The following is a 25,609-nucleotide window of genomic DNA, read 5'->3' on the forward strand; positions in this document are numbered from 1 at the left end:
AGTTCCGGGCCGCGTCCGCCAGCATCGCGCGCGCATCGGGGCCGTCAACTTCGCGCTATCCGATGAGTTCATCCGAGAAACCTCCCGCCACCGTCGAGCAGTTCCTGCAGCATCTGACGCAGGAGTACGACGGCCTCAGCAATCGCCTGAAGGTGATCGCGCGCCACGTGGAAACGCACCGGGACCAGCTGGGCCTGGAAGGCATCCAGTCGCTCGCGGAGGCGTGCGGCGTCCAGCCGTCGGCCGTCGTCCGCTTTGCGAAGCACTTCGGCTTCTCCGGCTTCTCCGAGATGCAGCGGCTGTTCCGCGAAGGGCTCGCGCAGCAGATCGCGCCCGGGCGTGCGTACAACCTGCGGCTGCGCGACGTGATCGAAGCGGGCTCGTCGAGCCTGCAGCCCGAACAGATCGCCGACGAATTCATCAAGGGCAGCATCGCGGGCATGCAGCAATTGCGGCAGACGCTCGATTCTCGGGCGCTCGCGCAGGCCGTCGACCTGCTCGCCGATACGCAGGCGATCTGGATTGCCGGCTCGCGGCGCGCGTTTCCGATCGCCGTGTATCTCGACTACGCGCTGCAGCACACCGACAAGCGCATCGGCCTCTTCAGCGCGCTCGGCAGCATGCATCTCGGGCAGATCCGCTCGGTGCGCGCGGGCGACGTGATGATCGTGATCTCGTTCATGCCGTATGCGGAGGAAACCGTCCAGGTCGCGCAGCAGGCCGTGCAGCGCGGCGCGCGCGTGATCGCGATCACCGACAGCCGGATGAGCCCGCTTGCGCGGGAGGCCGAGGTGACGCTGATGGTGCAGGACAGCGAGACGTTCGGTTTTCGTGCGCTGACGGCCACGATGGGTCTCGCGCAGAGCCTGTTCGTCGCGCTCGCGTACCGGCTCGAGCTGTCGTACCGGCCGACCGCCGACGGCGCGCACGGCACCAAGGCCGGCTGACGTGTTGCGGCGGCGCACCGCCCGCGATCTCGATCGGCGGGCGGCGCGCCGGCCGGCTTACTTCGCGGTCGGCATCGCGAATTCGGCGCCCTTGCCGATGCTCGACGACCAGCGCTGCATCACCGATTTCTGGCGCGTGTAGAAGCGCACGCCTTCCTCGCCGTACGCGTGCATGTCGCCGAACAGGCTCTTTTTCCAGCCGCCGAAGCCGTGCCACGCCATCGGCACCGGGATCGGCACGTTGATGCCGACCATGCCGACCTGGATGCGCTGCGCGAATTCGCGCGCGATGCCGCCGTCGCTCGTGAAGCACGACACGCCGTTGCCGAACTCGTGCGCATTGATCAGGTCGACCGCTTCGCCGAAATCCTTCACGCGCACGCAGCCGAGCACGGGCCCGAAGATTTCTTCCTTGTAGATCCGCATGCCGGGCGTTACGTGATCGAACAGCGTGCCGCCGGTGAAGAAGCCTGACTCGCGGCCCGGCACGCGCAGCCCGCGGCCGTCGACCACCAGTTGCGCGCCTTCGTTCACGCCTTGCTCGATATAACCCTCGATGCGCTTCAGCGCCTCGCCGGTGACGATCGGCCCCATCTCGACTTCCGGCGACATGCCGTCGCCGATCACCAGCTTGCGGGCGCGCTCGGCGATGGCCGGCACGATCCGGTCGGCCACGTCGCCGACCAGCACTGCGATGCTGATCGCCATGCAACGCTCGCCGGCCGAGCCGTACGCGGCGCCGATCAGCGCGTCGACGGCCTGCTCGAGGTTCGCATCGGGCATCACGACCAGATGGTTCTTCGCGCCGCCGAGCGCCTGCACGCGTTTGCCGGACTGCACCGCGCGCTGCTGGACGTAGGCCGCGATCGGCGTCGAGCCGACGAAGCTGACGGCCTGCACGTCGGGGTGGTCGAGCAGCGCGTCGACCGCGCCCTTGTCGCCCTGCACGACGTTGAACACGCCGGCCGGCAGCCCGGCCTGCGTGAGCAGGTCGGCGATGAACAGCGCGGCCGACGGGTCGCGCTCGCTCGGCTTCAGCACGAACGTGTTGCCCGTCGCGATCGCGACCGGGAACATCCAGCACGGCACCATGCACGGGAAGTTGAACGGCGTGATGCCCGCGACGACGCCGAGCGGCTGGCGCATCGTCCAGTTGTCGATGCCGGTGCTGACCTGGTCGGTGAAGTCGCCCTTCAGCAGTTGCGGCACGCCGCACGCGAATTCGATGATGTCGATGCCGCGCGCGACTTCGCCCTGCGCGTCGGAGAACACTTTGCCGTGCTCGGCCGTGATGATCGCCGCGAGCGTGTCGCGGTGTTCGTTCATCAGCTGCAGGAAGCGGTGCAGCACGCGTGCGCGGCGGATCGGCGGCGTCGCGGCCCAGGCCGGGAACGCGGCATGGGCCGACGCGACGGCCCGCTGCACTTCGCTGGTGTCGGCGAGCGCGACGCGGCGCACCGCGCGGCCGAGCGACGGATTGAGGACGTCTTGGAAGCGGCCGCTGCGGCCGGCCGCGGGCGCGCCGTCGACATAGTGGCCGACGTCGGCGTCGGACGTGTAGGCGGGAACCGGATTCATCGTGTCTCCTGGGGATGAGGGGGGAACAGGGCCCAGTCTAGGGAAACCGGCAGGGCGGGAGAAGGCCGCGAAACTTGATTCACTGTTCAGAATTCTGAATAATCGGCGAATGAATCAGCAAAATGTCCAGGCGCTCTGGCCGCACATCCATTCGCTGACGGTGCTGGCCGCGGCCGGCAGTTTCACGGCGGCCGCGCAGCGGCTCGGCATCAGCAAGGCCGCGATGAGCCAGCGCATCGCCGATCTCGAAAAGGCGGCCGGCGTGCCGCTCGTGCGCCGCACGACGCGCAGCGTGCGGCTCACCGATGCGGGCCAGACGCTCGTCGACAGCACGCGCGATGCGTTCGAGTCGATCGGGCAGCACTTCGCGCGCGTGAAGGACTTGGCCGGCGAGCCGCGCGGCCTGCTGCGCCTGACGGTGCCGGTCGCGCTCGGGCGCCAGCAGGTCGTGCCGCACCTGCCCGATTTCCTGCGGCAGCATCCGGGCGTGCAGATCGAGCTCGACCTGTCGGATCGGCTGCATTCGCTGACGCAGGAGGGTTTCGATCTCGCGATTCGCCATACGACCACCGCGCCGCAGACCCACGTCGCGTGGAAGCTGTGCGACACGCGCTCGCTGCTGGTCGCGAGCCGCGACTATCTCGATGCGCGCGGCGCGCCGCGCCATCCGAACGAACTCGTCGACCACAGCTGCCTGTGCTACCTGCGCGACCACGAGCCGGCCGCGTGGAGCTTCGAGCTGCACGGCCGGCGGCGCGAGCGCGTGAGCGTGCCCGTGCGCGGCAGTTTCGCGGCGAACAACAGCGAGGCGATGCGCGAGGCCGCGCTCGGCGGGCTCGGCATCGCGCTGCTGCCGGATTTCAGCGCGCGGCGCGATCTCGACGCCGGCCGGCTCGTCGCGCTGCTCGACGGCTGGCGGCCCTCGGGCGCGTTCGGCGACCACATCTTCGCGATCCGGCCGTACAGCCCGGTCGTGCCGAGCGCGGTGCGCGCGCTCGTGCGGCACCTGCGCGAACGGCTCGCGGGCGGCTTCGCGGGCGCGTGAGCCTGGCACCCGCGCGCGTCGCGCCGCGGGCGGGGCGGGCAGGCGCGGCGGCGCTGCGGTAAAATCGCGGCTTCCTCCCGCGCCGCCTGTGGCGCGTCATTCGAAGGTCGACATCCGATGCAGATTCACAAGGAAGTGGACGCGCGCGGGCTCAATTGCCCGTTGCCGATCCTGCGTGCCAAGAAAGCGCTCGCCGATATGGAAAGCGGGCAGATCCTCAAGGTGCTCGCGACCGACCCGGGCTCGCAGCGCGATTTCGCCGCGTTCGCGAAGCAGACGGGCAACGAGATCGTCGAATCGACGACGCAGGACAAGACCTTCGTTTTCCTGATGCGCCGCCGCTGACGGCCCGCCTCGCCCGTGCCGCCGCGCCGGCCGGGCCTCTCTGACAATTCTTAAACCTCGTTGCGTGACGGGCTGCGTATACTGACCCGGCCGGTCGTCCGCTCCCAGCGACGCGCCGGCCACGGTACGTCGCAAGGCGGGCACGGGGGCCTTGCCTGACGCTACCGTCGTACAACGGGGAGAGGACATGTCCTTCAGACCAGGGACCCTTCGAAGTCCGTCCGGAGCGGAATGCATGGCGCCCGCACGCGCGTCGGAATTGAGCCGGATCGAGCTCGATCCGCGTCAGGATCGCCATGCGCGCGCCGCGCTGGAGGCTTATGCGGATTCGGCCGCGGCCGAGATGCCGTGGCTGGCCGAGTGGCTCGACGAACGGCTGCGCGATGCCGCGCAGGACGACGGCGCGGGCCTGACCTACTGCGGTGCGACGATCGAGCGCGTGTTCGATGTGGCGCAGGCGTGGGCGGCAGCCCAGCCCGACTACGCAGCGGCTGCGTGGGAGCGCGTGCGCGGCCAGCTGCAGCGGATGCTGGTTCAACCGCCGCTGTCCGAACGGCCGTCGCCACGCGCGCCGGCCGACGATGTTGCCCAGCCGGTGACCGGCATCGCGGGCGCGGATTAGGCGTCCGATTGCGCGACCGGAAGGATTATTCGAAGAAAGGACGGTAGTCCGCGCAATTTCTTGGCGAATTTCATACTACTATGATGAAATCGCCGGTTCGTCCGTGCCCCGTTTTTGAGATATTTGACCGGGGTCGCCGGTTTGCCCAGGCGGCGCGAACGGCCAACGACGGCTCGCCGGCCGATATCCGGACGCCGCGCACGTGGTGCGCGGCCGGGGTAGGCGCGGGAGTTGAATGGACGAATCGATTTCGATTTGCGGGGTGCTATGAGAATTGCTGTACTGGATGACGATCCGGCCCAGACGGATTTCGTCAGTCAAACGCTGACGGCCGTTGGCCACACATGCTACGCGTTCAAGGAAGGCAAGGCCCTGAAGAAGCGCCTGCAGCGCGAGACGTTCGATCTGCTGGTGCTCGACTGGAACGTGCCCGACATGTCCGGCGAGGAAGTGCTCAAGTGGGTGCGTGCGAACCAGACCGAGCACAGCCTGCCGATCATCTTCATGACGAGCCGCGACGACGAGGCGGGGATCACGCAGATCCTCAACGCCGGCGCCGACGACTACGTGGTCAAGCCCGTGTCCGGCCCGATCCTGCGCGCGCGCATCGGCTCGCTGCTGCGCCGCGCGTATCCGGTCAACGCCGAGGCCACCGTCCGCGAGTTCGATCAGTTCCGTTTCGACGTGAACCTGAAGCAGGCGTATGTCGGCGACAAGGCCGTGAGCCTCACGCAGAAGGAATTCGAGCTCGCGCTGCTGCTGTTCCAGCACCTCGACCGGCCGCTGTCGCGCGCGCACATCCTCGATCTCGTGTGGAAGCAGGCGACCGACATCCCGTCGCGCACGATGGACACGCACATCTCGATGCTGCGCACCAAGCTCGGCCTGCGGCCCGAGAACGGCTATCGCCTCGCGCCGATCTACGGCTACGGCTACCGGCTCGAACGGGTCGGCCAGGGAGAACCGGAGTGATGACGGGAATCACGCAGCGCACGGCGACCCTGCGCACGGCGGCGCTGCGCGCGGCCTGTGCGGTCGCGTGTGCGTTCGCCGCGCAGCACGCGGCGGCGCAGCCGCCCGCCGCTGCGGGCAAGACGGTCGTATACCGCACGCAGGCGGGCGACACGCTGTACGACGTCGCCGCGCGCTATCTGCAGGGCGCGGACGACTGGCAACTGCTCCAGCAGATCAACGGCGTGCCCGCGCCGAAGCACCTGCAGCCCGGCGTCGCGCTGAAGCTGCCGGTCGCGCGCCTGCGCAAGGAAAAGCTGACCGCACGCGTGATCGCGGTGCAGGGCACGGCCGAACGCGCGTCCGGCGGCGCTTTCACGGCGCTTGCAAACGACGCGACGCTCGCGGAAGGCGACCGCGTGCGCACGGGCCCGAACGGTTTCGTGACGATCGAGCTGGCCGATGGTACGCACATGAGCCTGCCGCCCGACAGCCAGCTCGACCTGAAGTCGCTGCGCCGCACCGTGCTGACCGGCACGCTCGATCGCGAGTTCGAACTCACGCGCGGCTCGGTCGACAGCGAAGTCACCCATTTGAAGAAACGCGACGACCGCTTCCAGATCCGCTCGCCGTCCGTCGTGGCCGGTGTGCGCGGCACGCGTTTTCGCGTGAACTACGACGCGGCCGGCAATGCGTCGACGCGTGTCGAAGTGCTCGACGGCACCGTCGGCGTCGCGGGTCACCGGCAGGCGGCCGACGCGACGCTCGTGCACGCGAATTTCGGCAGCGTGTCGACGGCGTCCGGCGCGGTCGGGGCGCCCGTCGAGCTGCTGGCCCCGCCCGCGCTCGCGCATCCGGACAAGGTGCAGGACGAGCCCGACGTCACGTTCGACGTCGCGCCGCTCGCGCAGGCACGCGGCTACCACGTCCAGCTCGCGCATGACGCGGGGTTGCTCGACCTGTTCCGCGAAACGCGCACCGATGCGCCGCGCGCGGTGTTTCGCGACGTGCCGAACGGCAACTACTTCCTGCGGATCGCCGCGATCGATGCGAACGGCCTCGAGGGGCTGCCGCGCACCTATGCGTTCGAGCGTCGCGTGATGGGGCTCGACGCGAGCGCGGCGCCCGGTGCCGGCGGCTACGCGTTCCGCTGGTCGCCGAACGGTTCGGGCAAGGATGCGCGCTACCGGTTCGTGCTGTCGCGCTCGAAGGACCTGAGCGCGCCGGTCGTCGACCAGGTCGGCCTGCAGGCGCGCCAGCTCACCGTCGCGCATCTGCCGCCGGGCGACTATTTCTGGGCCGTGACCGTCGAGGAGTTCGAAGGCGGCAAGTTCTACGAGAAGACCAGTCCGGTCAGCGCGTTCACGTTGTCGCGCTGACCCGCGGCGCATGAAACCCGATTCCGTGTCCCCGCGGCGGCGCCTCGGCCGCCGCTTCCTCATCGAATGGATCGCGATCGGCTGCCTCGGGATCGCGGTGATCCTCGCGTGCGCGCTCGGCCGCCTGTCGTCGAGCGTCGACGGGCTGATCTACGACCGGATGCTGATGCTGCGCAGCCTGCCGTTGTCGCCCGACGTCGTCGTCGTCGACATCGACAACCAGAGCGTGTCCGCGCTCGGCCGCTGGCCGTGGTCGCGCAACGTGCATGCGCGGCTGCTCGACACGCTGGCGCGCGCGCAGCCGGCCGCCGTCGTCTACGACGTGCTGTTCACCGAACCGTCGCCGGAGGATCGCGCGTTCGCGGACGCGATGAGCCGCGTGCCGACCTTCCTGCCCGTGCTGCTGAGCCCGGAGCAAGCGGACGGCACGCGCAGCGTCGATCCGCCGGTCGCCGCGCTCGCGGCGCGCGCGACGGGGCTCGGTCACATCAATCTCGAAGTCGATCGCGACGGCATCGTGCGCAGCGTGGCGCTGTTCGAAAGCGACGGCCGCGTGCGCTGGCCGCAACTGATGGTGCCCGTGTACCGCGCGATCCAGGCCGGCCGGCTGCATCCGGTCGGCGGCGTGCCGGGCGCGAACGCGCACGACCTGTCGCGCGATGCGGCCGGCGAGGGCCGCTATCTGATCCCGTTCAGCCGCAACACGCCGGCGTATCCGACGCTGTCGTTCGACGACGTGCTCGAAGGGCGCGTGAAACCCGATGCGCTGCGCGGCAAGATCGTCGTCGTCGGCGTGACGGCGTCCGGGCTGTACGACCGCTTCGCGACACCCGTGTCCGGCGAGTTCGGCCCGCTGGCCGGTGTGTACATCCATGCGAACGTGCTCGACATGCTGGCGACCGGCAGTGCGATCTCGCCCGCGTCGCGCGTGGGGTTGTTCGCCGCGTCGCTGCTGCCGCTCGCCGCGCTGCTCGGCGGTTTCCTGATGCTGTCGCCGTGGCGCGCGCTGTTGCTGACGATGAGTCTCGCCGCGCTTGCCGCGGTCGCGAGCCTGGCGCTGCTGTTCGAGGCGCGCATCTGGCTGACGCCGGCGCCGGCGATCTTCGGGCTGATCGCCGTCTACCCGATCTGGAACTGGCGGCGCCTGGAAATGACGATGTCGTACCTGCGCCGCGAGCTGCAGCGGCTCGCCGACGAGCCGCACCTGCTGCCCGAGGCGCCGCGCACGCGCAGCGTCGGCGGCGACGTGCTCGAGCGGCAGATGGCGCTGATGGCGCAGGCCGCGCAGCGTGTGCAGGACATGAAGCGCTTCGTGTGGGACAGCCTCGACAGCATGCCCGAGCCGATCTTCGTGACCGACCTCGCCGGCACCGTGCTGATCGCGAACCACGCGGCGAAGCGCTACGGGTCGCGGTTGTCGCTGCCGCTGCCGGAAGGGCGGCCGCTGCGCACCGCGCTCGGCGAGCTGACCTTCATGAAGACCGTCGACGGCAACGCCGAGCACGACGCGGCGATCCGCGAGCACTGGCCGGCCGCGCTCGACCCGACGCTCGAGGCCGAGCATGACGCGATGGCGCGCGGCATCGAGGTGCGCGATCGCGACGGCCTCGACCATCTGTTGCGCTACGCGGCCTGTACGAACGCGCAGGGCCGCGTGACGGGCTGGATCGCCGGCCTCGTCGACGTGACCGAGCTGCACGCGGCCGAGCGGCATCGCGAGGAAGCGCTGCACCTGCTGTCGCACGACATGCGCTCGCCGCAGGCGTCGATCCTCGCGCTCGTCGAGATCGAGCGCGACCGCGTCGACAGTGACGCGATGCGCGGGCTGCTCGCGCGGATCGAGCGTTATGCGCACCGCGCGCTGTCGCTCGCCGACGAGTTCGTGCAGTTGGCGCGCGCCGAGTCGCAGGCGTACCAGTTCGAGGTGACGAGTCTCGTCGACGTGCTGATCGACGCGAGCGACGAGGTGTGGCCGCAGGCGCAGGCGAAGCACATCCGCATCGACACCGAGGTCGGCACCGACATGTGCTGGGTGCGCGCCGACCGCTCGCTGATCACGCGCGCCTTCGTGAACCTGCTGAACAACGCGGTCAAATACAGTCCGTCCGACACCGTAATCACGTGTACGCTGACGGTCGAGCACGCATCGAAGCGGATGTTCTGTACGATTCGCGATCAGGGGTACGGCATTGCGCCGGAAGATCAGCGGCATCTGTTCGAGCGTTTCAAGCGATTCCATGCCGGCGAGCGGCCCGAGATCTCGGGTTCCGGGCTCGGCATGGCGTTCGTGAAGACGGTCGTCACGCGCCATGGGGGCAGCGTGTCGGTCGACAGCGAAGTGGGTGTCGGCACCGCGGTGACGGTGTCGCTGCCCGCGATCGACGAGCCGTCCGCCTGACAGGGCCGGGCACGACGGCAGGTATTTGGGGAAAGCCATGAGAAAGGAATGGGCAGCGACCGCACTGGCGGCGTCGCTGTTGACGGGTTGCGCCGGCGTGACGAGCGGCGTGAGTACGGTCGGGCAGCCGAACGCGTTTGCATCCGGTGCGCACGGCTACGATTTCATGCGGACGGCCGCGCAGGCGGGCGACACCGAATACCGGCAGATCGAGACGCTCGTGCGCGACGAACTCGCGCGCCGCGGCTTCGATGCGCGGCCGCTCAAGGACGCGCGCTACCGGCTGTCGATCGCGTACGCGACGCAGCCGGCGTCGGTCGCGGCAATCGCCGACCGGTGCGGTGCCGCGAGCAGCGCGTGCGTGACGGTCGACGGGCCGGCGCCGTTCGCGCTGCCGTTCATGGGCACCGTGTATCGCCACGTGCTCACGCTGCGTTTCGTCGACGCGCGCTCGGGGGCCGACGTGTACCGTGTATCGGCCGCGCTGCGCGATCGCGATCCCGGCACGCAGCAGGCCGCGCCGGCGCTCGTGAAGAGCGCGCTGGCGAAGCTGCCGTTCGACGACGCCAGCGGCTGGCTCGTCAAGACGAAAAAAGACGACGCGGGCGGGATGCCGGGCGTCGTCTCGGTGAAGCCTGCCGACACGCGCTGAGCGCCGGCCGGCGAGGTGAGGGCGGGCTCGCCGTGGCGAGCCCTTGCCGCGGTCAGGCGGCCGGTTGCATGCCGCGCGTGCGCAAGTACGCGTCGAACTCGGTGCCGACTTCCGGGTGGCGCAGCGCGAATTCGACCGTCGCCTTCAGGTAGCCGAGCTTGCTGCCGCAGTCGTAGCGCGTGCCCTGGTACTTGTAGGCCAGCACCTGTTCGTCGGCGAGCAACGCCTGGATCGCGTCGGTGAGCTGCAGTTCGCCGCCCGCGCCCGGCTTCAGCGCGCGCAGGTGCTCGAAGATCCGCGGCTTCAGGATGTAGCGGCCGACCACGCCGAGGTTCGACGGCGCGACTTCCGGCGCCGGCTTCTCGACGATCGCCGACATCTTGACGATCGACTCTTCCCACTCCTTGCCGTCGACGATGCCGTACGACTTCGTTTCCGACGGCGGGATCTCTTCCACGCCGATCACCGAGCTGTGATAGTGGTCGAACACGTCGACCATCTGCTTCATCACCGGCGGGTTGCCGTCGAGCAGGTCGTCGGCCAGGATCACCGCGAACGGGTTGTCCGCGACCAGCTTCTCCGCGCACAGCACCGCGTGGCCCAGACCGAGCGCTTCCGGCTGGCGCACGTAGAAGCAGTCGACATGGCTCGGCTTGATGCTGCGCACGAGCTCGAGCAGCTTTTCCTTGCCGCGCGCCTCGAGTTCGGCCTCGACCTCGTACGACTTGTCGAAGTGATCCTCGATCGCGCGCTTGCTGCGTCCGGTGACGAAGATCATCTCGGTGATGCCCGCGGCGATCGCTTCCTCCACCGCGTACTGGATCAGCGGCTTGTCGACAACCGGCAGCATTTCCTTCGGGCTCGCCTTCGTTGCCGGCAGGAACCGCGTGCCGAGGCCGGCGACGGGGAATACTGCCTTGGTGACTTTCAACATGATCGAACCTTTATTCCTGTAATCGACTTGTCAGACGGCTTATGTTCACGTTCGCATTATAGTGAACGCAAACGACCTTACCGTTTGTTACGCAGGCAACCGATCGAGCTGCGCGCGCAGCTTTTCGAGCGTGCTCTGGAATTCCGCGACCCGCTTCTGCTCCTGTTCGACCACGGCCGGCGGCGCTTTCGCGACGAAGGCCTCGTTGCCGAGCTTCGCGTTGCACTTCGCGATCTCGCCCGTCAGGCGCGCGATTTCCTTCGACAGGCGCTCGCGTTCGGCCGCGACGTCGATTTCCACCTTCAGCACCAGCTTGTTCGGGCCGACGATCGCGATCGGGGCGCCGTGCGCTTCCTTGTCGAGCGTCGCTTCGTCCGCGAGGATCTGCACGTCCGACAGGCGCGCGAGCGCCTGGACGTACGGCGCGAACGAGCGCAGGCGTTCGGCGTCGCCGGCAGCCAGCAGCGGCACCTTGGTCGCCGGCGACAGGTTCATCTCGCCGCGCAGGTTGCGGCAGGCGTCGACGATCGCCTTCAGGTCGGCCGCCCATTGCTCGGACGCCTCGTCGATCTTCTGCAGGTTCGCCAGCGGATACGCCTGCGTCATCAGCGACGCTTCGCCCTCGGCCTTGCCCTGCGGATAACGGCCGGCGAGCGGCGCGACCTTCTGCCAGAGCGCCTCGGTGATGAACGGGATGACCGGGTGCGCGAGGCGCAGCACCGTTTCCAGCACGCGCAGCAGCGTGCGGCGCGTCGCGCGCTGCTGTTCCGGCGTGCCGTTCTGGATCTGCACCTTCGCGAGTTCGAGATACCAGTCGCAGTACTCGTCCCACACGAACTTGTAGATGCTGCTGGCGATGTTGTCGAAGCGGTAATCGGCGAAACCCTTCGCGATGTCGGCCTCGGTACGCTGCAGCAGCGACACGATCCAGCGGTCGGCCGCCGAGAAGTCGAGGTAGCCGCCGGGGCCGCAGTCGCCCGCGCCGCACACTTCCGGCTTGTCGGTGCCGCAGTCGTGGCCTTCGCAGTTCATCAGCACGAAGCGCGTCGCGTTCCACAGCTTGTTGCAGAAGTTGCGGTAGCCTTCGCAGCGCGCGAGGTCGAAGTTCACGTTGCGGCCGAGCGTGGCCATCGACGCCATCGTGAAGCGCAGCGCGTCGGTGCCGAACGCGGCGATGCCGTCCGGGAACTCCTTGCGGGTCTTCTTCTCGATCGTCGCGGCCTGCTTCGGGTTCATCAGGCCCGTCGTGCGCTTCGCGACCAGCGTCTCGAGGTCGATGCCGTCGACGATGTCGATCGGGTCGAGCGTGTTGCCCTTGCTCTTCGACATCTTCTGGCCTTCCGCGTCGCGCACGAGGCCGTGCACGTAGACGGTATGGAACGGCACCTTGCCGGTGAAGTGCGTGGTCATCATCACCATCCGGGCGACCCAGAAGAAGATGATGTCGAAGCCCGTGACGAGCACCGACGACGGCAGGAAGTGCTGCAGTTCGGGCGTTTCGTTCGGCCAGCCGAGCGACGAGAACGGCACGAGCGCCGACGAGAACCACGTGTCGAGCACGTCCTCGTCGCGCTTCAGCGCGCCCGCATAACCCTTCGCGGCGGCCTGCGCGCGCGCTTCTTCCTCGTTGCGCGCGACGAACACCTCGCCGTTCTCGCCGTACCACGCGGGAATCTGGTGGCCCCACCACAGCTGGCGCGAGATGCACCAGTCCTGGATGTTCTCGAGCCACTGGTAGTAGGTGGTCGTCCAGTTTTCCGGCACGAACTTGATCTGGCCGTTGCGCACCACGTCAAGCGACGTTTCGGTGATCGACTTGCCCGGGTTGAACGTGCCTTCCGGCGCCGGCTTCGTCATCGCGACGAACCACTGGTCGGTCAGCATCGGCTCGATCACGACGCCCGTGCGGTCGCCGCGCGGCACCATCAGCTTGTGCGGCTTCACGGAATCGAGGAAGCCCTGCGCGTCGAGGTCCGCGACGATCGCCTTGCGCGCGTCGAAGCGGTCGAGGCCGCGATACTGCTCGGGGCCGTTGTCGTTGATCTTCGCGTCGAGCGTCAGGATCTCGATCGGCGCGAGGTGGTGGCGCAGGCCGACCTGGTAGTCGTTGAAATCGTGCGCGGGCGTGACCTTCACGACGCCCGTGCCGAACGCGCGGTCGACGTAGTCGTCGGCGATCACCGGGATCTCGCGGCCCGTCAGCGGCAGCGTGACGAGCTTGCCGATCAGGTGCGCATAACGCTCGTCTTCCGGATGGACCATCAGCGCGACGTCGCCGAGCATCGTCTCGGGGCGCGTGGTGGCGACCGTCAGCGAGCCCGAGCCGTCGACGAGCGGGTAGCGGATGTGCCACAGGTGGCCGTTTTCCTCTTCGCTCGCGACTTCGAGATCCGACACGGCGGTGAGCAGCACCGGATCCCAGTTGACGAGGCGCTTGCCGCGGTAGATCAGGCCCTGTTCGTAGAGCGTGACGAACACGTCGCGCACGGCGGCCGACATCTTGTCGTCCATCGTGAAGTACTCGCGCGACCAGTCGGTCGACGCGCCGAGGCGGCGCACCTGGCCCGTGATCGTCGAACCGGATTTTTCCTTCCATTCCCACACGCGCTCGACGAACTGCTCGCGGCCGAGATCGTGGCGCGAGACGCCCTGCGCGTCGAGCTGGCGCTCGACGACGATCTGCGTGGCGATCCCCGCGTGGTCGGTGCCGGGCACCCACAGCGTGTTCTCGCCGAGCATCCGGTGGTAGCGGGCGAGGCCGTCCATGATCGTCTGGTTGAACGCGTGGCCCATGTGCAGCGTGCCCGTCACGTTCGGCGGCGGCAACTGGATCGCGAAATCGGGGCGGGACGGATCGAATGCCGGGGCGGCATAACCGCGTTTCTCCCACTCCGGCCCCCATTGGGACTCGATGGTATGGGGCTCGAAGCTCTTCGCAAGCGTGTTGTCGCTCATGTTGGAAATCTGCCGAAAAATGCGTGAATTGGATGCCGAATCCGACAATTATAAATGGATGCCCATCGCCCAGCCATCGCCTTGCCCGCACGGGCCCGTCGCGACGGGCCCGCCACGCGTGCGCAACATGCGGCCGAACGGATCGGGAACGGCATCGCGCGGCCGACTTATAATGTCGGGTCCGCATTTTTCTTGCCCGTCTCAGCTGCCGCTCCATGCCCGATCTGCTCGCCAATCTGAACCCCGAACAACTCGCCGCCGTCACGTTGCCGAACGAACCGGCGCTGATCCTTGCAGGGGCGGGCAGCGGCAAGACCCGCGTGCTGATCACGCGCATCGCGTGGCTGATCCAGCAGGGCTACGCATCGCCGCCCACCGTGCTCGCCGTCACCTTCACGAACAAGGCCGCGCGCGAGATGATGGCGCGCCTGTCGGCCATGATGCCGATCGACACGCGCGGGATGTGGATCGGCACGTTCCACGGCCTGTGCAACCGGATGCTGCGCACGCACTGGCGCGACGCCGGCCTGCCGCAGACGTTCCAGATCCTCGACACGGCCGACCAGCTGTCCGCGATCAAGCGGCTGATGAAGGCCGCGAACGTCGACGACGAAAAGTATCCGCCGAAGAACGTCCAGTACTTCATCAACAACGCGAAGGAGCAGGGGCTGCGCCCCGACAAGGTCGACGCGACCGACAACTTCAACCGCAAGTTCGTCGAGCTGTACCAGGCGTACGACCAGCAGTGCCAGCGCGAGGGCGTCGTCGATTTCCCCGAGCTGCTGCTGCGCTGCTACGAGCTGCTCGCGTACAACGCGCCGTTGCGCGCGCACTACCAGGCGCGCTTCCGGCACATCCTCGTCGACGAGTTCCAGGACACCAACAAGCTGCAGTACGCGTGGCTCAAGATGCTCGCGGGCGGCGAGAACGCGATCTTCGCGGTCGGCGACGACGACCAGTCGATCTACGCGTTCCGCGGCGCGAACGTCGGCAACATGCGCGACTTCGAAGACGAATTCCGCGTGCGCAACCTGATCAAGCTCGAGCAGAACTACCGGTCGCACGGCAACATCCTCGACGCGGCGAACCAGCTGATCTCGAACAACGCGCACCGCCTCGGCAAGAACCTGCGTACCGACGCCGGCCACGGCGAGCCCGTGCGCGTGTACGAGGCGAGCACCGATTCGCAGGAAGCCGGCTGGATCGTCGAGGAAATCCGCTCGCTGATCAACACCGGGATGGCGCGCAGCGAAGTGGCCGTCCTGTACCGCAGCAACGCGCAGTCGCGCTCGATCGAGCACACGCTGATGTCGTCGGGCATCCCGTACCGCGTGTACGGCGGCCTGCGCTTCTTCGAGCGGCAGGAAGTGAAGCACGCGCTCGCCTACCTGCGCCTGATCGACAACCCGAACGACGATACCGCGTTCGCGCGCGTCGTGAACTTCCCGACCCGCGGGATCGGCGCGCGCTCGGTCGAGCAGCTCGCCGACGCCGCGCGCCTGTACGGCTGCTCGATGGCCGCCGCGATTCCGTACGTGACGGGCAAGGCCGGCACGAGCCTCGGCGGGTTCGCGAACCTGATCGCGAAGATGCGCGCCGATACGCAGCACATGAACCTGCCCGACACCGTCGAGCACATCGTGCGCGCCAGCGGTCTCGCCGATTTCTACCAGGGCGAGCGCGAAGGCCAGGACCGCCTCGAGAACTTGCAGGAACTCGTGAACGCGGCCACCGCGTTCATCGCCGAGGAAGGTTACGGGCTCGACACGCCGGCCCGCTCGATCCCGCTGCGCGCGGGTGCGATCGCGGCGCCCGAGCTTGGCACCGCGACGGACGATCCGGCGCTCGACGTGCTCGATCCCGCATCGCCCGCCGACCCGGCGCAGAACCCCGACACGATGACGCCGCTCGCGGGCTTCCTGTCGCACGCGTCGCTGGAGGCCGGCGACAACCAGGCGCAGGCCGGCCAGGACGCCGTGCAGCTGATGACGGTGCACGCGGCGAAAGGGCTCGAATTCTCGGCCGTGTTCATCACGGGCCTCGAGGAAGGGCTGTTTCCGCACGAGAACAGCGTGCTCGAATCCGACGGCCTCGAGGAAGAGCGCCGGCTGATGTACGTCGCGATCACGCGCGCGAAGGAGCGCCTCTACCTGTCGTTCGCGCAGAGCCGGATGCTGCATGGCCAGACCCGCTACAACGTGCGCTCGCGCTTCTTCGACGAACTGCCGGAGCACGTGCTGAAGTGGTTGACGCCGAAGGTCGAGGCCGGCTCGCGCTGGGGCGGGCGTTCGGACAACGCCGGGTACGGGCGCGACTGGTTCGCGCGGCCGGGCGGCGGCAGCCGCGAGCAGATCGTCGACGCGGCCGTATCCGCGCCGCTGCCCGCGTTCGCGAACAAGCAGCGCGCGGCCGACACCGGCTTCCGGGTCGGCCAGCAGGTGTTTCATACCAAGTTCGGCGAAGGCACCGTCACCGCGCTCGAAGGCAACGGCACCGACGCGAAGGCGCAGGTGAAGTTCAAGCGGCATGGCGAGAAATGGCTCGCGCTCGCGGTCGCGAAACTGCAGGCGGTGGAATGATGGGCATCGACGGAGCGTTCACGCCTTCGGCTCGCCCGCTCGGCATTCTCGCCGCGCTGCCCGAGGAGCTCGGCGACCTGATCGCCGCGATGCGCGCCGAGGGCGCGATGAAGACGGTCACGCTCGGGCGCCGCGACTATCACGTCGGCACCGTGCACGGCGCGGCCTGCGTCGTCACGCTCGCGCGGGTCGGCAAGGTCGCGGCCGCCGCGACGGTCAGCGCGCTGATCCACGTGTTCGGCGTGTCGGGCGTCGTGTTCACCGGCGTCGCGGGCGGCGTGTCGCGCACGGTGCGGGTCGGCGACGTCGTCGTGGCCGATACGTTGCTGCAGCACGATCTCGACGCGTCGCCGCTCTTTCCGCGTTACGAGGTGCCGCTGCTCGGCATCACGCGCTTCGCGACCGACGCGGCGCTGACGGCGCGCCTGCGCGACGCCTGCACGCTGTTCGTCGCGGACGAGGGCGCGCGGTTCGCCGAGCGCTTCGGGCTCGCCGGCGCGGCGCTGCACGCCGGGCTCGTCATCAGCGGCGACCGCTTCGTGTCGAGCGAGCGCGAGGTCGTCGCGCTGCGCGACGCGCTGCCGGACGCGCTCGCGGTCGAAATGGAAGGCGCCGCGATCGCGCAGGTGTGCGCGGAACACGACGTGCCGTTCGCGCTCGTGCGCACGATCTCCGACACGGCCGACGATCACGCGACGCAGTCGTTCTCGCACTTCCTGTCGGCGATCGCGAGCAGCTATTCGTCCGGCATCCTCAAGCGTTTCCTGACGCTGCATGCGACGACGGCGGCCTGAAGCCGCCGTCGTATTGCCCCTTCGAGCCGGTTGACCGGCCGCGGCGCGCACGCCGCGGCCGGCGCGTCACGCCTGCTTGCGCCGGCTGCTTTCGAGGTTCGGCAGGAAAACCGTCAGCACGCCGATCAGCGGCAGGAACGAGCACACCTTGTAGACGAACGGGATGCTCGTCGCGTCGGCGAGCTGGCCGAGCACCGCCGCGCCGACGCCGCCGAGGCCGAACGCGAAGCCGAAGAACAGGCCCGCGACCATGCCGACCTTGCCGGGCATCAGTTCGGTGGCGTAGACGAGGATCGCGGCGAACGCCGACGCCAGCACGACGCCGATGATCACGGTCAGCACGCTCGTCCAGAACAGGTTCGCGTACGGCAGCAGCATCGTGAACGGCGCGACGCCGAGGATCGATACCCAGATCACGTACTTGCGGCCGATCCGGTCGCCGACGGGCCCGCCGATCAGCGTGCCGGCCGCCACGGCCGCGAGGAACACGAACAGGTGGATCTGCGCGGCCTGCACCGACAGGTGGAACTTGTCGATCAGGTAGAACGTGAAATAGCTGTTGATGCTCGCGAGGTAGAAGTACTTCGAGAACACGAGCAGCACCAGCACGCCGATCGCACCCATCACGCGGCCGCGCGACAGCGTCGGATGGCCGGCCGACACGGCCTTCTTCTTCATCGACGGATGCTTCTTGTACCAGTGGCCGATCTGCGTGAGCACGATCATCGCGACGAGCGCGGCGGCCGAGAACCACGCGATGCTGTGCTGGCCGTGCGGGATGATCACGAGCGCGGCGAGCAGCGGCCCGAGCGCCGAGCCCGCGTTGCCGCCCACCTGGAACACCGACTGCGCGAGCCCGTGCTGGCCGCCCGACGCCATCCGCGCGACCCGCGACGACTCCGGATGGAACACCGACGAGCCGCAGCCGACCAGCGCCGCGGCCACCAGCAGCATCGGGAAACTCGATGCGACCGACATCAGCAGCAGCCCGGCGAGCGTGAAGCCCATGCCGACCGGCAACGAATACGGTTTCGGACGCTTGTCGGTATAGAGGCCGACGAGCGGCTGCAGCAGCGACGCGGTGATCTGGTAGGTGAGCGTGATCAGGCCGATCTGCGCGAACGACAGCGCGAACTGGCTCTTGAGCATCGGATAGATCGCGAGGATCAACGACTGGATCATGTCGTTGAGCATGTGCGAGAAGCTGATCGCGCCGAGCACCGGGTAGACGGTGCGCGGCGCGGGCGGGGCGGACGGCTGGGCGGCGGCTGCGCCGGCGGTTCCCGTGTCGAGGCTGGTTTCCATGTGAGCTGAGCGAGTTGAGGTGACGGGCGCGCTCTGATGGGGATCGGCGCGTTTTCAATCGTTGTTGCGTCAAAGAAGTGTAATTTGGCGCATCGAGAATGTCCTGCCAAGTTTTGTCGTGATTCGGACATTCGTCCGATGGATCGGCCGGTATCCGCTTTTTTGGCCGGGTATAACGCAGGCGGCGCGCTCGCTCCGTCGGCGGGGGCGCGAGTCCGGTCGGTGTTTCATCGGACTCAAGAAACGGCGGTGGCAGCCGTAGAACGACGTAACGACAACAGGCGCGCTTGGCGCCCGGCACCGGCTACCCGCCGGGCGGGCTCGGGACGCGCGGCATGGCCAGCCATCGCGGGAATGCCGGGACCGACCTTTCCGGCTGCGTGATCCATACGGGGATAGTTCGATGAAAGCAGCATCTTTGCATCCACAGCCCGGTGCGGCGGCCGCCGCACCCGACGTTGCCGCCGGTCGCGCCGCACGACGCGCGCATGCGGCGCGGCGTGAGCGCCGGCCGTGGACCGTCAAGGCGACGTTGCGCGCCGCATTCGCGATCCTGCTGGCCGGCACGCTCGTGATCGGCGTGTTTTCGCTGTGGCAGATCAGCCGCCTGAACGCGTCGATCGCGTCGGTCTACGAGCAGGGGCACGTCGCGAGCCGCGCGGCACAGGAGGTTCGGGCCGAGGTGCTGCGCGCGAGCCGCGCACAGAAGATGCTGCTGACCGCCACCACCGCGAAGGAGCGCGACGACCTTGGCGCCGACGTCGGTGCGGGGCTCGCGTCGATCGGCCAGGCGCTCGGCACGCTGCAGCGCTACGCGGATCCGGCCGACGCCGACGATTCGGCGCGGCTGCGCGCATTTTCGACGGCCGTCGGCACGTGGAGCACGCATTTGCGTGATTTCGTCACGCTCGTGCGCGCGCAGCCGCTCGACCTGTCGCAGATGAACTGGCAGGTCGGCACGCAGGACGTATCGCTGCTGGTCGAGACCGGCAAGCTCGAGAAACTCGTCGCCGACCTCGTGAAGACGCGCGGCGAGAAGTCGAAGGCGACGCTCGATGCGTCGGCCACGATCTTCTCGTCGTCGTTCGCGATGATCGCCGCGATGACGGCCGCGCTGATCGTGCTCGCGATCGTGATCGCCGAGCGTGTCGTGCGGCGCCTCGCATCGCAGCTCGGCGGCGAGCCCGCGCACGCGAAGGCGATCGCCGCGGACATCGCGCGCGGCGACCTCACGCGACCGATCACGCTCGGCCGGCACGATCGCGACAGCATGGTGCGCGCGCTGGCCGACATGCAGACGGGGCTTGCGGCGACCGTCGGCGAGATCGCCGTCAGCGCCGAGGCCATCGCGGCCGCGTCCGGCGAGATTTCGACCGGCAACCTCGACCTGTCGCGGCGCACCGAACAGCAGGCCGTCGCGCTCGAGCGCACCGCGGCCAGCATGGAGCAGCTCACGTCGACCGTGCGGCAGAACGCCGAGAACGCGCGGCAGGCGAGCGCGCTCGCGGCCAATGCGTCGTCGGTGGCGGAAACGGGCGGGGAAGTCGTCGGGCGCGTGGTCGCGACGATGAGCGAGATCGACGACAGCGCGAAGAACATTCGCGACATCATCGGCACGATCGAGGGGATCGCGTTCCAGACCAACATCCTGGCGCTGAACGCGGCGGTCGAGGCCGCGCGCGCCGGCGAACAGGGGCGCGGCTTCTCGGTGGTCGCGGGCGAGGTGCGCCTGCTCGCGCAACGCTCGGCAACCGCGGCGAAGGAGATCCGCGAACTGATCGGCGCATCGGTCGAGCGCGTCGCGAACGGCGCGGCGCTCGCGCACGACGCCGGCCGCACGATGGGCGACGTCGTGCGCGCGGTCAAGCGCGTGACCGACATCATCGGCGAGATTTCGGCGGCGTCGGACGAGCAGAGCGCCGGGATCGACGAGATCGGCCGCGCGGTCACGCAGATGGACGCCGGCACGCAGCAGAACGCGGCGCTCGTCGAGCAGGCGGCCGCTGCCGCCAACGCGCTCGACGAGCAGGCCCAGGCATTGAAGCGGCTGGTCGGGCGGTTCCGCCTCGCGGCCTGAGCGCCGCGCGGCGCGCGGCGGTTACGACTTCTTCTGCTTGTCCGGATCGATGATGACCGTGCAGGTCGTGCCCGCCGACAGCACCACGTCGGCCGGTACTTCGTCGATCCGGATGCGTACCGGCACGCGCTGCGCGAGGCGCACCCAGTTGAAGGTCGGGTTCACGTCCGCGACGAGGTCGCGGCTTTGCGGGTTGTCGCGATCGTAGATGCCGCGCGAGATGCTCTCGACGTGGCCCTTCATCACGCCGCCGCTCATCAGCCGCATCTCGGCCGGCGCGCCGATCTTCACGCGCGGCAGCTTGGTTTCCTCGAAGTAGCCGTAGACCCAGAACGAGTGGCTGTCGACGATCGCGAGCTTCGCCTGGCCGGCCACCGCATAGTTGCCCTTGAACGTCTGCAGGTTCGTGATGTAGCCGTCGACCGGCGCGACGACGCGCGTGCGCTCGAGGTTGAGCTTCGCGGCGTCGAGCGCGGCGATCGCCTGCTGGTACTGCGCATCGGCGCTCGACGCGCTGTGCGCGGCATTCTCGCGGTTTTCCTTCGACACGACGAGCGCATCGAGGTCCGCGCGGCGGGCCGCGTCGTCGCGACGCATCTGCAGTTCCGCGCGGCGGGCGGCGACGGCCGCCTGCGCCTGCTCGACCGCGATCTGGTAGTGCGACGGGTCGATCTGCATGATCAGGTCGCCTTTTTTCACGAGCTGGTTGTCATGCACGGGCAGCTCGACGATCGCGCCCGACACGTCCGGCGCGACGTTGACGATCTCGGCGCGCACGCGCCCGTCGCGCGTCCACGGATCGTCCATGTAGTGCACCCACAGCGAGCGCCCGATCAGGATCGCGACGAGAAGGATGACGGCGGTCGCGACGAAGCCGAAGAGTTTTCTGAGAATCATGATGGTTCGGAATCAACGGTAAACGGCGAGACTCAGTCCGCCGCAAATGCAGACGAGAAGGCAGGCCCGGAACAGCGACGGGTGCCAGACGAGGCGGTAGAGGCCCGTATAGGCGAGCAGGCGGTCGACGGCCCAGGTCGCGAGCGCGCCCAGGACGAACATCAGCACCACCGTGGGCATGTAGGCATCGAGAATGGCGATTTCACGCGGCATCATGACGAGGCTCCTGGTTGGGGACGCACGGGGCGGTTGCGGTGAAGCGGCTCGAGCGGCGATTCCGGATCGAGCAGCGCGGTACGCACGAAATGCAGGTGGCTCAGGATGCGCTGCAGCCGGTGGCGCTCCTCGCGCGACGGCTCGAACGCATCGAGCGTCTGCCGCGTCGCGTCGATCGCCGCATTGGTCGCGGCGAGCGTCGCGTCGAACCGCGCGGCGTTCGGCTTCGAGAACAGCGCGGCCAGCGCGGTGCGCATCGTCTCGATCGCACGGCGCCACGGCATCGCCGGCGCATAGCGCGGGTCCGGCGGCAGCGTCGCCAGCTCGTGGCGCAGGTCGATCGTCGCGTTGCCGGCTTCGAGCACCGCGAACATCCAGCGCAGCGCATCGCGCTGCACGTCGGGCTGGTCGGCCGACAGCGTGTGCGCCTGGTACATCAGGTCGCGCGCGCCGCTTTCGAAGCGCGTGCGCAAGCCGGCGAGCCGTGCATGACCGGCCGCGACGGCCTGGTGGCGGAGGTCGGCGAACAGCCGCTTCTTCAGCCACGGCGCGGTCGGCGGGAACAGCACCGCGAACGCGATCGCCGACACCAGCATCGACAGCACGAGCGCGAGCGCATCGTTCATGAAGCTGGTCGGATCGTAGTGCGTGATGTTGTCCGGACCGGCGAGGAAGCTGAAGAAAATCAGGTAGCCCATTCCATACCCGGCGAGCTTCGGCTTCAGCGTCATGAAGATGCCGATCGCGAGCAGCGGCGCGAGCGCGACGCACAGCAGCGGGAACCCGTCGATGTGCGGATAGATGCCGAACGTCAGCAGGAAGCCGGTGCAGACGGCGAGCGCCGTGCCCATGCCCATCTGCGCGGACATCGCGGTCGGGCGCGGCGTCGACGACGCGAGGGCGCAGGTGGCCGCCGCCGTCAGCGTGAGCGTCACGCCGCTCGGCCACGCGGTCTCGATCCAGAACCAGCCGAGCACGAGGATCACGGTCGCGGTGCGGATCGCCGCGATCACCATCGCGGTCAGGTTGGTGCGCGGCTCGTAGCGCTCGATCCAGCGTTCGCGCTCGTGCGTCGCGGTCGACAGCGACGCGTAGGTGGCCGCGTACTCGTGCAGGTCGGTGATGAAGCGGTACAGCAGCTCGGCGGCCGTGTCGAAGTCGAGCAGCGGAAAGTCCGGCTGCGTTTCGAGCGTCGCGCGCGTCGCACGGATGCGGCGCGGCAGCGCGTCGCGCCAGGCGAGCAGTTGCTCGGCCGCGTGGCCCGCGTCGGCCGCCGTGCGCACCGGTTCGCCGGCGTGCGTCAGCAGCAGCGGCGCGATTTCGCGGAAATACGGCTCGATCGCGTCGATCGCGGCCTGCGCGCCGGCCGCATGCAGCCGGTTCATCAGCTGGTGCAGCGCATGGAAGCGGCTCGACGCGCTCATGAATTCGCTGTTCAGTCGCGCGAGGCGGCCGCTGCGCATCCGCGTGTCCGGATCCTCGAACACGGCCATGCTGCGCGCGGCCTCGAACCCGACCACGTCGGCGACGAAGCGCGTATGGATGGTTTCGATATGCGCGCGATCGAGCTTGCCCGACAGCGCCGACGCAACGTAGTCGACGAAGCTGCCGAAGCGCTTGCGTACCGTCGTGCGCATCTGTTCGCCGGTGGTCTGCGGAAACACGAGCGCGCTGACCACACCGGCCGACACGATTCCGACCATGATTTCGGCCACGCGCGTCATCGCGCTCATGAACGCGCCGTCCGGGTGCTGCGACGCGGGCAGTCCGATCAGCGCGGTCGTATAGCCGGCCAGCAGGAAGCCGTAGCTGCGGAAGTTGCGGTTGCGCGCGGCGCCGGCCGTGCACAGCGCGACCCACAGCGCGACGGCCAGCAGGAACAACTGCGGTTGCTGCGGGAACAGCCCGACGAACGTGAGCGTCGCGATGAGCCCGAAGATCGTGCCGGCGACGCGGTAGAAGCTCTTCGCGAGCACCGCGCCGCTTTGCGGCTGCATCACGATGAACACCGTCGTCATCGCCGTTTTCGGCGCGGGCAGGTCGAGCCGCATCGACACGCCGGTCGCGATGAACGCGGCGAGCAGCGCCTTGAACAGATAGAGCCACGCGGCGCCGTCGGTGCGGGCCCAGTCGCCGAACGCGGCGGACCAGGCCGCGAACGGGCCGCCGGCGGGCGTGGAAGCGGGGGAGGAGGCTGACATGGCGGTTGCTCCGCGTTACCGCGCGGCCGGCGAGCCGGACGTGCCGGTCGTCGCGACCGTTGCGGGCCGCGCGACGGCCGCCGACGGTTTCGTGGCCGGTGCGCCGGAAGGCGCTTGCGTGCCGCCGTTTTTCGGCGTGCCGGCGGCCGGCGTTTCGTCGTGCGGCACATCCTCGCCCGTCTCGACGCCGCCGCCGAGCGCGGCCATCAGCTGCGCATGCGCGGCGAGGCGTTCCGCGTCGATGCGGGCGGCCGTTTCCTGCGCGCGCAGCAACTGCTGTTGCGCGACCAGCACGTTCACGTAATCGGTCAGCCCGCGACGGAAGCCTTCGCGCGACAGCTGGTAGCTGCGGTCGTTGGCCGCCACCGAGCGCGCGGCGTCCTTCTTCTGCGTATCGAGCGAACGGATCCGCACGACCTGGTCGGCGATGTCCTTGAGCGCGCCGACGATCGTCTGGTTGTAGCGCTCGACCGCCTGGTCGTAGCCGGCGTTCGCCGCGCCGAGCTGCGCACGCAGCCGGCCGCCTTCGAAGATCGGCAGTGACAGCGCGGGGCCGGCCGTCCAGCCGCCGTTCATCGCGCGCAGGAAGTCGGTGAACGGCGCGGTCACGCCGAACCCGCCGACCGTCGCGAGCAGGTCGATGTTCGGGTAGAACGATGCCTTCGCGACGTCGATGCCGCGTGCCTGCGCATCGACCGTCCAGCGCGCCGCGACGACGTCGGGGCGGCGGCCGAGCAGGTCGGCCGGCAGCGCCGACGGCAGCCCGGCCGGCGCATCGAGCGACAGTCGCGGCCGCTTGATCGCGTCGCCGGCGCCCGGGCCCTTGCCGGCCAGTGCGGCGAGCTGGTGGCGCGCGAGCTGGATCGCTTCCTCATAGCTGTCGATCTGGCGCTCGTAGTCGGGCAGCGTCGATTCCGCCTGGCTCACTTCGAGCTGCGTGCCGAGGCCCGCCTGCAGCCGCTTGCGCGCGAGATCGGCGAGCGAACGCTGGCGTTCGAACGTTTCATGCGCGAGGTCGAGCAGCGCGTAGTTCATCGACATGCCGACATACGCGCGCACCACGTTGACTTCGAGTTCGAGCTTCGCCGCACGCGCGTCGGCGGCGGTCGCATGTGCGGTGTCGAGCGCGCGCTCGGTCGCGTTCTTGTCCTTGCCCCACAGGTCGAGGTGGTACGACAGGCCGAGGGTGCCGGTATTGTTCCAGGTGTCGGTGTTCGCGAGCGGGCCCGGGCCGTAGTACACGTTGTCCGGCCAGTGCTGGCGCATCAGCGACAGATTGCCGTTGATCTGCGGCAGTTCGGCCGACCGGGCGACGCGCGCCATCGCCTGCGCTTCGCGCACGCGGGCCTCGGCCGCCGCGAGGGTCGGATTGCCGGCCTGGGCGGTGGCGATCCATGCATCGAGCTGCGGGTCGCGGTACGCGCGCCACCAGTCGGCGGCGGGCCAGCCGGCGTCGCGGTCGGCCGCGCGGATGGCCGCGCCTGCGTCGAGCGTGTTCGCTTCGATACGCGTGGACTGGGTCTTGTTGTCGCCCATGCTCGCACAACCGGCCATTATTAATGAGACTGCAAGAACCGCCAGTGCGAGCGTCCCTTTTGTCGCCGGAGACTGCACGATTTTCTCCCTTTCGGATATAGATGAGTCGGAAGCGATTATATTTTTCAGTGATTCCTGAATAAATGGACAACGGTGCAAGTCATTTTTACGAATCCTGAGATAATATTTGTTGGCCCC

General features: G+C 68.6%; 19 protein-coding genes. 11 read left to right on the top strand and 8 right to left on the bottom strand.

The window, feature by feature from the left end:
* The first annotated feature begins 62 nt into the window (after positions 1-62).
* A complete protein-coding gene (locus WJ12_RS07065) occupies positions 63-947 on the top strand; it encodes a MurR/RpiR family transcriptional regulator (RefSeq protein ID WP_034191176.1) in 885 nt (294 codons plus the stop codon).
* Between the two features lie 57 nt (positions 948-1,004).
* On the opposite strand, the gene WJ12_RS07070 is transcribed toward WJ12_RS07065, so the two are convergent.
* Positions 1,005-2,525 (bottom strand): CoA-acylating methylmalonate-semialdehyde dehydrogenase, encoded by a 1,521-nt coding sequence (locus WJ12_RS07070; protein ID WP_059556986.1) that lies wholly within the window; start codon positions 2,523-2,525, stop codon positions 1,005-1,007.
* A 109-nt stretch (positions 2,526-2,634) separates the two neighbouring features.
* On the opposite strand from WJ12_RS07070, the gene WJ12_RS07075 reads away from it, so the two are divergent.
* The 7 genes from WJ12_RS07075 to WJ12_RS07105 all read left to right on the top strand — a co-directional run bounded on the left by WJ12_RS07075 (position 2,635) and on the right by WJ12_RS07105 (position 9,917).
* Positions 2,635-3,570 carry a LysR family transcriptional regulator gene (locus WJ12_RS07075; protein ID WP_034191174.1) on the top strand — a complete coding sequence of 312 codons (936 nt, stop codon included), beginning with the start codon at positions 2,635-2,637 and terminating at the stop codon, positions 3,568-3,570.
* A 117-nt stretch (positions 3,571-3,687) separates the two neighbouring features.
* Positions 3,688-3,915, top strand: coding sequence for a sulfurtransferase TusA family protein (locus tag WJ12_RS07080; protein WP_006402122.1), 228 nt, complete (start codon positions 3,688-3,690; stop codon positions 3,913-3,915).
* Between the two features lie 187 nt (positions 3,916-4,102).
* Positions 4,103-4,537 (top strand): hypothetical protein, encoded by a 435-nt coding sequence (locus tag WJ12_RS07085; protein WP_034191173.1) that lies wholly within the window; start codon positions 4,103-4,105, stop codon positions 4,535-4,537.
* Between the two features lie 267 nt (positions 4,538-4,804).
* On the top strand, positions 4,805-5,509 hold the full coding sequence (locus WJ12_RS07090; RefSeq protein ID WP_006490421.1) for a response regulator transcription factor: 705 nt from the start codon (positions 4,805-4,807) through the stop codon (positions 5,507-5,509).
* Entirely contained in the window at positions 5,506-6,867 is a 1,362-nt protein-coding gene (locus WJ12_RS07095) for a FecR family protein (RefSeq protein WP_059556985.1), read from the top strand. The genes WJ12_RS07090 and WJ12_RS07095 overlap by 4 nt, the downstream gene beginning before the upstream one ends.
* A gap of 10 nt (positions 6,868-6,877) precedes the next feature.
* The gene (locus tag WJ12_RS07100) at positions 6,878-9,265 is read left to right on the top strand and encodes a CHASE2 domain-containing protein (protein ID WP_034191171.1); all 2,388 of its coding nucleotides are present in this window, start codon (positions 6,878-6,880) and stop codon (positions 9,263-9,265) included.
* 37 nt (positions 9,266-9,302) lie between these two features.
* Entirely contained in the window at positions 9,303-9,917 is a 615-nt protein-coding gene (locus tag WJ12_RS07105) for a DUF4136 domain-containing protein (RefSeq protein ID WP_059556984.1), read from the top strand.
* Positions 9,918-9,969: 52 nt separating this feature from the next.
* On the opposite strand, the gene galU is transcribed toward WJ12_RS07105, so the two are convergent.
* Both galU and WJ12_RS07115 read right to left on the bottom strand, forming a co-directional pair.
* Positions 9,970-10,851: a UTP--glucose-1-phosphate uridylyltransferase GalU gene (gene galU / locus WJ12_RS07110; RefSeq protein ID WP_034191169.1), complete on the bottom strand. Its 882-nt coding sequence runs from the start codon at positions 10,849-10,851 to the stop codon at positions 9,970-9,972.
* Between the two features lie 87 nt (positions 10,852-10,938).
* A complete protein-coding gene (locus WJ12_RS07115; protein ID WP_034191168.1) occupies positions 10,939-13,806 on the bottom strand; it encodes a valine--tRNA ligase in 2,868 nt (955 codons plus the stop codon).
* Positions 13,807-14,021: 215 nt separating this feature from the next.
* On the opposite strand from WJ12_RS07115, the gene WJ12_RS07120 reads away from it, so the two are divergent.
* Together WJ12_RS07120 and WJ12_RS07125 are read left to right on the top strand one after the other, a co-directional pair.
* Positions 14,022-16,385, top strand: a complete 2,364-nt coding sequence (locus WJ12_RS07120; protein WP_034191167.1) for a UvrD-helicase domain-containing protein — start codon at positions 14,022-14,024, stop codon at positions 16,383-16,385.
* Positions 16,385-17,179: a 5'-methylthioadenosine/adenosylhomocysteine nucleosidase gene (locus WJ12_RS07125; protein WP_367189530.1), complete on the top strand. Its 795-nt coding sequence runs from the start codon at positions 16,385-16,387 to the stop codon at positions 17,177-17,179. The genes WJ12_RS07120 and WJ12_RS07125 overlap by 1 nt, the downstream gene beginning before the upstream one ends.
* Positions 17,180-17,245: 66 nt before the next feature.
* On the opposite strand, the gene WJ12_RS07130 is transcribed toward WJ12_RS07125, so the two are convergent.
* Positions 17,246-18,484, bottom strand: a complete 1,239-nt coding sequence (locus tag WJ12_RS07130) for an MFS transporter (RefSeq protein WP_034191165.1) — start codon at positions 18,482-18,484, stop codon at positions 17,246-17,248.
* A 403-nt stretch (positions 18,485-18,887) separates the two neighbouring features.
* Here WJ12_RS07130 and WJ12_RS07135 point away from each other — a divergent pair, with 403 nt between their 5' ends.
* The gene (locus WJ12_RS07135) at positions 18,888-20,561 is read left to right on the top strand and encodes a methyl-accepting chemotaxis protein (RefSeq protein WP_034191164.1); all 1,674 of its coding nucleotides are present in this window, start codon (positions 18,888-18,890) and stop codon (positions 20,559-20,561) included.
* Positions 20,562-20,582: 21 nt separating this feature from the next.
* Here WJ12_RS07135 and WJ12_RS07140 read toward each other — a convergent pair whose 3' ends face one another.
* Genes WJ12_RS07140 through WJ12_RS07155 form a run of 4 tightly spaced genes read right to left on the bottom strand, consistent with a single transcriptional unit; the run spans position 20,583 to position 25,489 of the window.
* Positions 20,583-21,458, bottom strand: coding sequence for an efflux RND transporter periplasmic adaptor subunit (locus WJ12_RS07140; RefSeq protein ID WP_014897260.1), 876 nt, complete (start codon positions 21,456-21,458; stop codon positions 20,583-20,585).
* Between the two features lie 12 nt (positions 21,459-21,470).
* Positions 21,471-21,674 (bottom strand): DUF1656 domain-containing protein, encoded by a 204-nt coding sequence (locus WJ12_RS07145; RefSeq protein ID WP_011351756.1) that lies wholly within the window; start codon positions 21,672-21,674, stop codon positions 21,471-21,473.
* Positions 21,671-23,875 carry an FUSC family protein gene (locus WJ12_RS07150; RefSeq protein ID WP_059556982.1) on the bottom strand — a complete coding sequence of 735 codons (2,205 nt, stop codon included), beginning with the start codon at positions 23,873-23,875 and terminating at the stop codon, positions 21,671-21,673. Before WJ12_RS07150 ends, WJ12_RS07145 begins: the two co-directional genes overlap by 4 nt.
* 15 nt (positions 23,876-23,890) lie before the next feature.
* The gene (locus WJ12_RS07155; protein WP_082744657.1) at positions 23,891-25,489 is read right to left on the bottom strand and encodes an efflux transporter outer membrane subunit; all 1,599 of its coding nucleotides are present in this window, start codon (positions 25,487-25,489) and stop codon (positions 23,891-23,893) included.
* Positions 25,490-25,609 lie beyond the last annotated feature (120 nt).

It is taken from the genome of Burkholderia seminalis, assembly GCF_001718535.1.
GTDB classification, from domain to species: domain Bacteria; phylum Pseudomonadota; class Gammaproteobacteria; order Burkholderiales; family Burkholderiaceae; genus Burkholderia; species Burkholderia seminalis.